The organism is Rhodohalobacter sp., assembly GCF_034521535.1.
Taxonomy (GTDB): domain Bacteria; phylum Bacteroidota; class Rhodothermia; order Balneolales; family Balneolaceae; genus Rhodohalobacter.
The window spans coordinates 462,692-475,129 of the sequence record NZ_JAXHMF010000001.1 but is presented as its reverse complement, the minus strand read 5'-3'; the positions used below and the strand labels follow the sequence as shown (position 1 = coordinate 475,129).

Annotated in this window: 13 protein-coding genes; all 13 read right to left on the bottom strand. The window is 41.6% G+C overall.

The genetic code is table 11. The features are described from left to right. Nucleotides 1-35: 35 nt before the first annotated feature. The 13 genes from U5K35_RS02125 to U5K35_RS02070 all read right to left on the bottom strand — a co-directional run bounded on the left by U5K35_RS02125 (nucleotide 36) and on the right by U5K35_RS02070 (nucleotide 12,426). Nucleotides 36-494 (bottom strand): hypothetical protein, encoded by a 459-nt coding sequence (locus tag U5K35_RS02125; protein WP_322569821.1) that lies wholly within the window; start codon nucleotides 492-494, stop codon nucleotides 36-38. After that, a complete protein-coding gene (locus U5K35_RS19490) occupies nucleotides 460-789 on the bottom strand; it encodes a sulfotransferase domain-containing protein (RefSeq protein ID WP_416221572.1) in 330 nt (109 codons plus the stop codon). The genes U5K35_RS02125 and U5K35_RS19490 overlap by 35 nt, the downstream gene beginning before the upstream one ends. Before the next feature lie 40 nt (nucleotides 790-829). After that, nucleotides 830-1,033 (bottom strand): hypothetical protein, encoded by a 204-nt coding sequence (locus tag U5K35_RS02120; RefSeq protein ID WP_322569820.1) that lies wholly within the window; start codon nucleotides 1,031-1,033, stop codon nucleotides 830-832. A gap of 2,286 nt (nucleotides 1,034-3,319) precedes the next feature. Continuing rightward, nucleotides 3,320-5,095, bottom strand: a complete 1,776-nt coding sequence (locus U5K35_RS02115) for a fibronectin type III domain-containing protein (protein ID WP_322569819.1) — start codon at nucleotides 5,093-5,095, stop codon at nucleotides 3,320-3,322. Beyond that, nucleotides 5,037-5,798, bottom strand: coding sequence for a hypothetical protein (locus U5K35_RS02110; RefSeq protein ID WP_322569818.1), 762 nt, complete (start codon nucleotides 5,796-5,798; stop codon nucleotides 5,037-5,039). Before U5K35_RS02110 ends, U5K35_RS02115 begins: the two co-directional genes overlap by 59 nt. After that, the gene (locus U5K35_RS02105) at nucleotides 5,767-6,357 is read right to left on the bottom strand and encodes a hypothetical protein (RefSeq protein WP_322569817.1); all 591 of its coding nucleotides are present in this window, start codon (nucleotides 6,355-6,357) and stop codon (nucleotides 5,767-5,769) included. Before U5K35_RS02105 ends, U5K35_RS02110 begins: the two co-directional genes overlap by 32 nt. 378 nt (nucleotides 6,358-6,735) lie before the next feature. Then, nucleotides 6,736-7,737, bottom strand: coding sequence for an IS30 family transposase (locus U5K35_RS02100; protein WP_322569816.1), 1,002 nt, complete (start codon nucleotides 7,735-7,737; stop codon nucleotides 6,736-6,738). Nucleotides 7,738-7,843: 106 nt separating this feature from the next. Continuing rightward, nucleotides 7,844-8,509, bottom strand: a complete 666-nt coding sequence (locus tag U5K35_RS02095) for a hypothetical protein (RefSeq protein ID WP_322569815.1) — start codon at nucleotides 8,507-8,509, stop codon at nucleotides 7,844-7,846. A 343-nt stretch (nucleotides 8,510-8,852) separates the two neighbouring features. Beyond that, nucleotides 8,853-9,983, bottom strand: a complete 1,131-nt coding sequence (locus U5K35_RS02090; protein WP_322569814.1) for a CapA family protein — start codon at nucleotides 9,981-9,983, stop codon at nucleotides 8,853-8,855. Beyond that, nucleotides 9,976-11,121, bottom strand: coding sequence for a hypothetical protein (locus U5K35_RS02085; RefSeq protein WP_322569813.1), 1,146 nt, complete (start codon nucleotides 11,119-11,121; stop codon nucleotides 9,976-9,978). The genes U5K35_RS02090 and U5K35_RS02085 overlap by 8 nt, the downstream gene beginning before the upstream one ends. Before the next feature lie 33 nt (nucleotides 11,122-11,154). Further along, a complete protein-coding gene (locus U5K35_RS02080; protein ID WP_322569812.1) occupies nucleotides 11,155-11,673 on the bottom strand; it encodes a hypothetical protein in 519 nt (172 codons plus the stop codon). A gap of 22 nt (nucleotides 11,674-11,695) precedes the next feature. Further along, entirely contained in the window at nucleotides 11,696-11,860 is a 165-nt protein-coding gene (locus U5K35_RS02075; RefSeq protein ID WP_322569811.1) for a hypothetical protein, read from the bottom strand. Nucleotides 11,861-12,054: 194 nt separating this feature from the next. Next, nucleotides 12,055-12,426, bottom strand: a complete 372-nt coding sequence (locus U5K35_RS02070) for a hypothetical protein (protein ID WP_322569810.1) — start codon at nucleotides 12,424-12,426, stop codon at nucleotides 12,055-12,057. Nucleotides 12,427-12,438: the final 12 nt, after the last annotated feature.

The window sequence follows — 12,438 nt, the reverse complement described above, 5'->3', positions numbered from 1 at the left end:
TGTATTAATTATTATAATAACTCTTATTTACTGTATCAGTATCCCAATTCACTTACATTTTTTCCCAAAATATCTGATAACAGACTATTTGGTTTTTTGTAGACGTTCCGAATAATTGATCTTAATTCAGAAGAGAGGGTTATTTCTGAATCATGCAAATGCTTGTCCTTATATCCTGTTGCACTTAAATACTTAATTCGCATCTGTATTAAGCGGCCTACAATCTTGTCCACCCATCCCCCATTTAATCCAAATCCACTCATTAGCTGTTTAATTTTGTGTATATCATCTTTTGCTTTTTCCTGTAAATCAAAAGGCCTTAATCCCCAGGTAATTCTATCAATTTTACGTCTGTTTTTTTTATTTCTTGTATTTATTTTAAATAACTCTTCTGCGTTTACTTCCCGGGCGTCTATAAAAGCAACCAAATCTTCCCAAAAATTTAATTCGCGCATCTCTTCAAGTAACAGTATGCAAACGTTTTCTTCTCCCAAAGGTGTCAACCAACCTTTTGGCCCACTGTCCCCAATCCAGTCTTAATTTTCCCCTTTGTTTTAATTTTTTGGCAACCCATTTCTCAAAATCTTTCTGGGATGAATTATAACGGGTATTTGAGATTTGGGCATACTCCGAAGCCATCATTTCCGCCTGGTTTCTGAACACAATGATGACTTTTACGTTATTTCCATCTAATAACTTGTTGTTAATGTCATCCAAAAATTTAATGATGGGCCTGTCGGATAATTTGTTCGATTGACATAGAAATTCACTGCTTACCGATAAATCGATCTAACTCAGGATGAGTCTCACTGAAAAATCATACACACGATCAATCCAGTCGGACGCACCGCTCAGGCTTCCTGAACTGCCGTCCCCCGACTGGCGCCAATCGTTGAAATTGCTTCCCGAAGTTCTCCTCAGCTTTTAAATCTTTATACGTACCAATGGCTCCCGGCTCAAATCGAAACACATTATTCTGAAGCGTCGTACTTGCGCATTTGTGCATCCCGATATGAAAAATAAACTGTTTCATTTTTTATTTAACTCTTTCTGATCGGTACAAACTAAAATAAAATCAGGTTTAAACAGTAATTAAAATTCTCTTAGTTTCGTACAAGGTTTGATTAGGGTGAAATGAGTATTCATTTCATCAGAGCTAAGGCCATATCGTAAAGTTTGTGCCAGGTGACCTGTGAAAGATTAGCTTTGGTGCATAACTATAATGACGATCGGTGATATCACAAGTTCGATTCTAGCACTTTTCAACCTAATTTTTCTATTCGGCGTAAATATATTTTATTATCAAATATCTCCCGACGTTTTGATCTAGAGGGCTATGATCTGGTCATCCTTTCGGGGTTGGGCCTGCCTTTCAAAAGATTGTTTTTTTACCTGACAGGAGAGCTGAGTTCAAGTTCGGCGGATCACGATAAAGGGAATAGAGAAAACCGTTTGAAATAAGATCCTCACAACACCGCCTCATCCCCGGGATTGAACCCTTGCCAGTCCCGTGAATTCGGGATTGGTTCGTTTTGTAACCTGTCCGGCTCCCGACGGATCAAGACAAAATGAACGAGGATAACGTTTGAAAATATGATCACCTCAATACCGCCTCTACTCATATTGTATTCCAAACCAGTCCCTCTATTCGGCGGGGAAAAAATATATTTTCTCTGCCCAGGGTTCCGCTTTGCTACACCCTGGGCTAATCACATTACACCCCTTCAGGGTGCGGCTAAGCAAATATATCATCAATCAAGGGCTAAATCAGTCCATCGTAGTTCGGTCAATAGGTTATTTGTCGATCCAGGCAAGGTGGTAGTAAGGTATAAGAAGTACGTACAAGCGAAATTTGGTTTAGGATGCCTCTCCTCTGGAGAGGAGACAGAATGCGGAGTGTTCAATGAAGCATTCAGAGGTGTGTTCTTCTCTCTGCCCTCGATGGAAAAGGCCAAATTTTACCATTTGCATGGATTGAAATATGTTCTTATCAACACCGCCTCATTCCCGGGATTGAACCCTTGCCAGTCCCGAGAATTCGGGATTGGTTCGTTTTGTGACCTGTCCGGTTCCCGACGGATCAAGACAAGATGAACGAGGATAACATTTGAAATATGATCACCTCAATACCGCCTCTAATCATATTGTATTCCAAACCAATCCCTCTATTCGGCGGGGAAAATATTTATCCATTTTACCCCAGGTTTCACCTCGGGTACTGCTTTTGGAATGTAGATCAATCGCTGCATATATTGAATCTTTTCATAATAGGACTCCTTGTTTTGTTTATGTATTAGAGTGATCAATCAAGATACAAACTGATCAGGGTGTCCTCTTTTTCATAATACCTACTGATCTGGCCACCCTTTCAGGGTTTGGTTTATCATCTCTTTCATTTCCCAGTGATAAAAATAAACAATCACAGTTCGGGCCATCGGTAATGTATCAATTGGAGCTCAGAGCACAGTATTAGAAGAATACATAGCGAAAATTGATTTAAAACGCACCCCTCTTTACGAACGGAGAGTAGTACAGGGGCCGGGGGTGAGTTCGAAAAAAAATAGTGCAGGCTCCACATTGCACAGCTACACCAATGGAAAAGCAGCATTCAAACGAGGTAAGTCATTCTCATACCCCTTCAAAGAGGGAATAAAATTTAGTCGTCTGCCCTTTACGAACGCAGAGAGAGGTTGAGTCTGTCTCGGTACATTTTAAAAACCTGAAGCGGCCTTGAGAAAAATGGGGAGTATTCGTGGAAGTGATGGAGCATGAAAACCATGAATCCTCTAGCCTCAGCCCTAACGTTTAACAAGAATGATAAATTCACAGGCCTGCCCTCCGTAATCTTGATGCAGGCGGGCCTTGGATTCATGGCATGCGAAGGAACAACACGCCCCATTTTTATCACAGCCTCCGGCTTGCCGGTCCCGAGAATTCGGGATTGGTTCGTTTTGTATCAAGACAAAATGAACAAGGAAATGTGATTTGAAATAGAAACTTTTTAACACCAACTCAATTCTATACAACAGAACTAAGTTAAACAGGGTAATCAAACGGGTAAGTTCATAAAGAGAGACGGTTCGGTCGATCGATTATTCGCTTGAATCATCCCCCTAATCTCGCTTACGCGGTATAAAAGAGGAGCCCTTCAATGGGGGAGTAAAAAAGTTTAAAACGTCTCTCCTCTTTACGAACAGAGAGAGTAGAGAGGGGAACAAGGGGTGAGTTCGAAAAACAACGAGGCAGGCACCACATTGCACGGCTACATCAATGGCGAAAGCAGCATAAAACCGGTGTTAGCCATCCCCCTAAATCCCCTTCAAAGGGGGACATACTGCTTCATCAACGTCATCTTACGCGTCACAATCTCACTCGGTGTAATCAGGCGATAAAAGTCGATACCGCTGGCCAGACGTTCGGCATTAAAGCTGGCGCTGTGGGTTCCGGCGGATAGCGTATTACTATCAATCAGGCTGGCCACCAGTCTACCGGCCATATCGTACACCTTCAGCGATACCTCCTGCTGTTCGGCGATAGAAAACCGGATATTCGTAGAAGGATTAAACGGGTTCGGGTAGTTTTGGCTCAGCTCCACTTCAAATGCCGTCTCTTCATTCTCGTCTTCACTTCGTGTGGTAAATTCACCGATCGGGCTCCAATCTCCCTCTTCGCCATTCACAACCGCACGTACACGCCAGTGATACACTGTTTCGGGATCAAGAGATTGATTAACAGTAAAGGAAGTTCCCGATACCTCCTCATTGATTACCATCTCCGCTGGGTTTACACTGTTGACGTGCAGGATATAGTAGTCAGCATTTTCTACGACCGACCATTCGAATTCCGGTGTGAGTGATACATTATTAGACTGATCGGAGGGTGACTTTAAACCAGGCGCTCCTTGAGCTGGACTATCGTCTCCGCCACCTGAACCACCTCCGCTGCCGGATCCTCCATCATCATTTCCATTAGATTCCGTTGTAAAACTCCTGGTTGAACTCCAGTCACTTGCCCCATCACTGTTCACAGCCCGAACTCTCCAGTAGTATGTGGTTTCATAATCAAGGCTGGAAACCTGCCGCTGAATTGACGTGATCCCATTATCATTTACAACTGTACTCGCAAAACCTGAAGTTTCAGAAACCTGCAGCCTATAGCTTGCAGCATTGGAAACACTGTTCCACGAAAGATCAGGGGACGTGGACACTCCGCTGCTTCCGTTTGAAGGAGAGGAGAGAGTAGGTGCAGCCGGTGGTGAATCACTGCCGGATCCTCCATCATCATTTCCATTAGATTCCGTCGTAAAACTCCAGACAGGGCTCCAGTCACTTGCCCCATCACTGTTCACAGCCCGAACTCTCCAGTAGTAGGTGGTTTCATAATCCAGGCCGGACACACTCTGCTGGGACTGCGTCAGTCCGTTATCATTCTTCACAATATTGCTGAAACCGGAATCCTCTGCGACCTGCAGCCTGTAGCTTGAAACATTCGACACGCTGTTCCAATCCAGGTTCGGGGAAGTTGATACGCCGCTGCTCCCATTTGACGGTGACAAGAGTGTTGGGGTTGCCGGAGGATTACCCGAATCTTCACCCGGTTCACCTATTCGCAGCTCGATCGGTTCGCTTACGACGGTAGCAGGCAATCCGCTATTTGGGTTTGTGAGTTCCAGCCGGTAAACGCCTTCATCACTTTGAGAGATGTTGTTAATCGTCAATATTCCATTTCCACCGCCACTGATTGGACTTCCGTCTTTTGTCCACTGAATCCGGTCTGTGGAGTGAATCTTATGGCTATAATCTGCAGTGTATGCTTCGCCATCGGCTACAATAATCTCTTCCGCAAAGCCAAAGGGCTTTAACCCGTACTCTTCAGAATCACTTATGCTAACATCGTTTTCAAGAACATCTTTATGAGTCCATCTGTTACCCCCTAAATGTGCGGTTACACCATTAGCTGCCGTGAACCAATCAGGTATAACACCTTGTAAGTCATTTCCATTTAACCGAAGTAATTGAAATGTTCTGTTAGGATTTTCATCTCTTAAAGAAGGTGTGAAAAGCTTCCTCCCAAGTGTCTGGAATTGTTCCTTCAAAATTATTATCACTAAGTATTAACACACTCATATCACCCACATATTCAGGCATATCGGGAAGAGGACCTGTAAAGTTATTATCTCCTATATTGAAAGTACGGAGTCTTGTTTTTGTTCTCCACCCTTTCCACTCTCCGTCTATCATTTCACCATTCGGAAAATTGCCTGTTAGATTGTTATGTCTTACTTCAAAAATGATTACGTCTTTCATACCCGAAGCTATTCTTGCAGGTAAAGAACCTGAAAAATTGTTATTTTTAATACTAAAAGTCAACAAATTGAAGTCTCCAAGTTCAGCAGGAACAGTTCCTTCAAAATTATTTCCCTCAATTCTAAAATCTCTTAAACCGCTTCGAGGATCTTTACTCCAACTATCAAATATAAAACCCGGTATTTGATAACCTGAACCACCTAAGTTTTGATTACCAACAAAGAAATGCTTTATCTGTGTAAAATTAGACTCAGGAATACCGCCTGTAAGCCCGCCTGTCCATCCACTATATGATAAATAATCATCTGACTGACTTAATTGTAGCTTGATTAAATTTGTACTATTGCCCAATGAAGATGGAAGAGAACCTGTCCAGTTATTATTTTGAATAAGCAACACTTCAAGAGCAGGAAGATTAAAACTGTCCTGCAACCCGCCCTCCATTTTATTACCTACAAGGTTAAGCCATCTTAAATTCTGATGCTGATACAAAGTAGATGGGAAATGGTTGTGGATCAGCATTATCATACATCCACGCAATTTCAAGCACTTCAAGATTTGGCATAGAATCAAATACATCGGGTATTGTGCCTATATATTCAGCATCAGCATGACTTGGCTTCTTCCCACCCCACGGATTTGACTGTGTTGGTTCGTTATATGATCCATCTGCTGCTGAAAAAAGAAGAATTTCAGCTTTCGCCCAATTTTCGATCGAGGCCGGTATTTGACTGTAAATTGGATTTCTTTTTACACTAAAAAATCTGAGCTCCGTGAGATTACCTATCGATTCAGGAAGCTCTCCCCTTAGATTATTTTTAAAGAGATCCAAACGTATCACCCGTCCTTCATTATCGACCTCTACCCCGTACCATTCATTGGATGGGTTGCCGTTGAGCCATCCGGAATTATTACCCCAGCTATCGCCAGCGGTGGCATTGTATAAGTCTACGAGCGCCTGACGATCCCCCTCTATACTATTCTGATTCTGTGAAACGGCCTGAATAGGGATTACTATCCAGATCAATAACATTGCGATTATATTTCTCATTCTTACCTTCACTAATTTATTACCTGCGCTAATCTCGATTTAATTACTGTACTATTTACATCTCAGCAGTGAGCAGTTGTTTTCATTCATTCTGCACTACTAAAGAGTATATAGAGGTGCATTTGTTACAAGAAAGTGCCCTGATTAATTTTGGAAAACTAAAAACATCCAAATGGACTTTTTCTCGTGAGCAACTATTGATACACAGGAAAAATTAGAAAGTTCCAATATATCCAGAAGGCTTCTCTCTCAGTGAAGTTATTTTAAATCAATTGTTTATCGATTTAATCAGACTAGAACGTTAAACAGAATTTAAGATTGGCAACTAAATACTGAGAATATGTTGAGTAGATAAAAATATTTTTAAAAAGGCCGTGTTCAAGTCATTAACGCAACGGCGCGGTATTTTAGGGTTTGTTGAATGGGTGAAAGGTAATCAAATTTTCGAATAGGTCGATTGTTGAGGTGTCGTTCTACAATTTTAATTTGTTGGGTAGATACGTCTCGCAAATCCGTACCCTTTGGGAAGAACTGGCGGATCACCCCAATTCTGTTTTCGACCGTCCCCTTATCCTGAGAGGTATACGGGCGGGTAAAGTATACATCAGCATCTAATTTCTTGCCAATTTCCTGGTGGTTGGCAAACCCCTTGTCATTATCGAGGGTCAGGGTCTTGATGAACGCTTTTGGAACCGTTGCCAGCATCTTCTCAATCGTGGTCTCGGTGGGATCAGCCTCTCGGCTTGATACCTTTTCCAGACGGGTGAGAAGTGTTGCCCGATCGGTGATGACCAGCAAGGCGGATTTATGAGCTTTGCCGATCATGAAGTCCGCTTCCAGGTCTCCAAGACGTGTGCGCTCCTCGACAATCTCTGGGCGCTCCTCAATAGACACGCGCCCGGTGAGAATGCCCCTGGAATCGTTATAATTGCCTCGTTTGCGCCGTCGCCGGCCATGCTTGAGGTGTGTGTAAAGCTCCCTGGTTACCGGATCTTTCTGATGCTTGCCTCGCCAGATCCATTGGTAGATTGCCTCATGGCTGACCCCATCGATTCCCCTCACAGCCCACCGTCCGCTGATCAGCTCCGGGCTGAGTTTTTCCTCTTCCAGCCACTCGGTGGCCTCCTGCTTCAAGTCTTCGGTAAACCGGCAATGTTTGCGTTTATCGCGGTGGCGCTGGTCGGTTTTCCTCTGAGCGGACTGGGGGCGATATTCGTTGGCATAACGACCCCGGGTGGAAACATTGCGGGAAAGCTCACGAGAAATTGTAGACTTGTGAACTCCGATAATTTCAGCGATTTTAGTTTTTGAGTGGCCTGCCTCGAGCAGAGCTTTCATCTTATGGCGATCTTGTAGGTCAAGTTGTTTGTATTTTTGCATGATAACACGAATATAAGCCGCTTGGCCGAAAATCCTGAGGGGCGCGCCCCTCAGGATTATTTCGTCGTGTTGCACTTATTACTTGAACTCAGAAAGTTTATTTTCTTCAGCTATCCAACAAAGACTCAACCATCCATCCCTGGGCATCGAAAGGCCCGGGATGCCAGTTTAGTTCGCGGTCCCAATAGCCCGGGCAATCATCCACAAATGAGCCTGAAGGAAATCCATAACTCAATTCTACGATCATTGGCTCTCTACCTTTAAAAACATAATCGATTGCTAAGCTTTTAGAATTAATTGCTTCAGCAATTTTGAATGATTGTTTTATCATTTTTTCACTAAAATTTTCCTTGTCATAACTTAAGATACCGCTACCTGATGCCCTGAAATCGTTTTCTCGATTTTTACGTTTTATGGCACATGCTTTCCCATCAATAACAATTACTCTGTTGTCAAAATTATTATCAGGAATAAAATCCTGGAAATATATATACCCTCGCTCACGGCCAGCTACTTTAGCAAAATTAGTAGTATACCCCAGCCTTACAATTCCCTTTAAGACTTCTTTAAAATTGACTTTCCCTATTTTATATTTAGTCCAACGTTCTCTTAAATTGGCAAACTTGTCGTATTGACTAAAACCAATACCAAATGCTTGATTAATCAATCGTTTTGCATCATTTGGTTTCTTTACAAGTTTGACATGAGCAGAACCCGACCCCGTCCTTAATTTAAAAACTTTTGGAAATTCGGTTGCGCCTGATCCAATCAAGAGCCACACTCTTTTCAAAAAACACATAAGAAGGAACCAAAGGAGCTTCGACAGACTCTAACAGATATTTTTGACCTGACCTTGTCATCAAAATGCCACGCCGTATGAAAATCGGGAAACACTTTTATACCGGCTGTCTGAAGAGAGTAAATCAGCTGCTTTGCGAAAAGTACGTCCTTTGGATTGGCATGATGAAAGTGCCACATCAAAGCATCGCAATCCTCCAGTTCACTTACGATGTTATTATCGTAACAGTTTACAATTTTATGGTCAATTTTATGCGCTTGACAGTATTCAATCCATTTAGAACTGAAATCCCCCTGCTTATGGTGTATTGCTATTTTCATGATTTTAATATATTCATTAGTACGTCACGATGAGATTCACAGCGTGTTAAATTTAGCAACAATCTCTTTTTTCTTTCATTTATAAAAGATGGAAATAGATTCCGGTTTTGGAGAAAATGAAGAGATTTAATTGAATGAGACTCAATATAGGATGAGTAGAGATTATATTTCGTCATACAGAATTTATCAAACGATTCGCCGAGTTTTTTGTCATGTGAAATAATTTTAGAAAGTTTGCCAAATTCTTCATTGAAATTCTGCATTTCGATTTTGGTTAATTTTCTGAGGCCCGCTTTATTTCCATTTTGAATATATGGAATTGGTGTTATTTTATTTCCATCCTTTCCAAGATCCAACTGCAACATATATCCCCGGCTCCATAGGTCGTAATCGTTTTTAGCTCCATCAAAAAGAAAATTACCTAAACTATAGTGTATTTGTGCTCCCCGGTAAAATTCAAATCCACTAAAGCAGTGTGGATGATGCCCCACAACTAGATCGGCTCCTGCGTCAATAAAAAATCGATACCTCTCCTTCATTGCAGGGCTGGGAAGTGGATAATTTTCGTGCCCTCCATGAACAATGAGAATTAGAAAGTCCGTTTCTTTGGATAAATCTTCAATTGAGTAGTAATTTTTCACAGGATTCATTCCATAAAACCCGGGATTGGAATTGCAGGTCGCACCAAATTCATTTTCAGCAATATTCAAAACGCCTATCGCTAAACCATGTATATCTTTTATGTATGGTTTTTCTGCTTCTTGTGAGCTCATCCCCGCCCCAACAGTGTTTAAGCCCAATTTCTGAGACTCTTGGATTGTGCTATTTAGGCCTTCAGCACCATAATCCATAATGTGATTATTGGCCAGTGTAAGAAGGTTGAAACCTGAATCAGCTAACACTTTTAAGGTCCTAACAGGGGTTTTAAGATTAGGCCCGGTTTTCAATTGAGGGCTTCCTTTATCAATTGCAGGAGATTCTAAGTTTGTTACAGATAAATCTGCTCCTTCAATCACCTTCAGAAAAGGGCCAAATAACTCATATTTTTCACCTTGGATGGCTAAATCTTTAACCCTGCCACCACCTAAATGTGTATCTCCGGTTATAAGAATTTTAGCCCTATTCATGATTCTCTAAAATTAGCCTTCCCAAATCCTCAGATGACATAAACTCCACTTCCGGCCACCTTCTATTTATTTCAGATAGTAATTTGTTTAAAAGAATAAGGTTTAAATCTCTATTCTTTTCGTTTATAAATCCAACAAAATTCACTCTGTGCATTTCAATAATAGCAGGCTTCTTCCATTTGAATGCAAGCTCAATATCCCGCAAGCAATTGGACACCCAATCTATACTCCTGTCAGAACTGGGTTCAAATTTACAATTTCTGACAAGATACTTCTGCCCATTTTTGTTTTCCTGTCCTGTATAATGGCGAATTTTTCGGAACGAAGTTACCCCTATTTCCGGAGATTTCTGTACAGATGATCCCTGGATTACATGTACCCCTTTTTCCAGCATTATCTCCTCTAACTCTTCATGCCATACATAATTTGGCGCGATCGAAGAGTAAGATTGAAACCCAAAAATTTGCTTAAATATGTCAAGTCCTTCATCCACTGCCTGGAAAATAAATTTTTTATCCATTACATCTTCCCAGTCGTATGCAGCCATATAGCTTTTCCTGTTTTCAGAAGTCACAGTCGTACTTAAACCGAAAACGCCTAAATCAAAGGCCAACCTTGTTTCACTACTTTGATTTCTTATCTGATTCATCCAACGCTGCACCTGCAGATGCTCCCTTCCGTGAAATTGCGGATAGAAAACACCGTTACTCATACCATCTCCCCATATTTTGAAACTGTTTTTATGGTTAGGATATCGGCTTAAAGTAGTTTTGAAAGATTCAAAATGATACTCATTAAAACCTGATTCTTTAATTTTCTCAAAATCAGGATTTGCCATTATAGCATTTGCTGTAATAACAGGGTATTGTCCATTACCATCTTCATATGCCATTAATACTTCAAAAAGCCTTTCCAGATCATCTTCTGAGGCTAATGCATCATTTTGCACATAGTGACAATTTTCAACTTTTAGGCCTGCTCTTTTCAACGTTTGAAGACTTTCTTTTGACGACATCCGAATACTCCCCCAATCATCTGACTCAATGACCACAATTTTGCGGTTTGTTTTCCAACCTCTAAAGTTGGTCAAAGACCTGGAAATAGATGTTCGAAATTTACGACTAAACAAATTTTTCATTTCTTGACTGAATGTTGCTTTAAAAAAGTTTATTTAGAGTAATAAAGACCGTATAAACTCTTTCATCGAAACCGGATCATCTCCCAGAAACGGATACATTAAAGGACTGAATAAAACCCTGAAATCCATAAAGTCACCATTTTGGCTATATTGTGTAAATACAAACAAAAGTATCCCCGGTAATGCCACATACACTATATTTCTATGAAGCCCGGGAGAGGGGTTCAATTTACTGTAATGCAATACGAGATAAGCAAGTGCAAACAGCCCGAAATTAACGAATACTCTGTTTTGCAGGGCTGGCGCAAAACCTGAAAGATTCGCCAGACTAAGCATTAAAATAGCAAGCCCTGCAAGCCGGGTTCGAAGCGGGTCGTGGTTATCACCTTTCAAGTATCCCAGGAACAAAAGCGCATAGATAAATAGCACCTGAACGATCAGTTTTCCGGTAGATAGGTAGTACCGTGCATGAAAACTTCGGGTATCGACTCGTTCAAAGCCATCCCCCCCATCGTCTTCAATCGCATAAGCCTGCATTTTTGCTTCTCCCAACCCTGTACTTGTCAAATAGGGCTCAATAAACCCGGTATGTAGTAGAAAATAGATAAGATGCCGCAAGAATACCCAACAACACATATTTACGATCTCCAATAATAAGATAGGCGTAAAACGGAAGAGTAATAACCAGGTACCCTGCATGAATCATAGGAGCCAGCATTACCAGAAGTATATATTTCATGTCTCGGGTCTTGAGATAGAGGTAGGCCCCGCAAAAAAAACACCATGCACCGGTCCAGTTTCGTATGGAATTGAGCCCCTCGAGATTTTTCCAAGAGATAAAAAACAGAAACAGCACCAGGAGTACAACATTCCAGTTTCGATGCATGTCGGAGTAGACAAGGGAAATACCACGGATAAAAAAATACCCATAAATCAACCCCGCAGCCAGAAACAGCCAGTCCGGGTTGGTAGTAAATCGTGAAATGTGAAAGAGAGAATCGGCAGATAAAGTTCATCCGCTCCCGCCCCCAAATGTTTACCCCCTTTCAGGCTTATAATCTCGCCCAAAATATTCCAAAGTTGCGTAAAATCTAAGTAGTGATAAAATTCAGCAAAATTCATTGCTTGGCGGGATCCGTCAGCTGCAACCGGTATAATGATGGTATATCCAAACGCACCCATAAAAAGAAGCAGGGTGAGGCGTGCATTCTTATGTTGGAAATTGGCCATTGCCGCAATCACGGCAAGCACCGGTGAGATTAGAAACAGCACCAGGTAGTAAAGCATGTGGTTTCTGTTATCCATTCCCCCGAATCT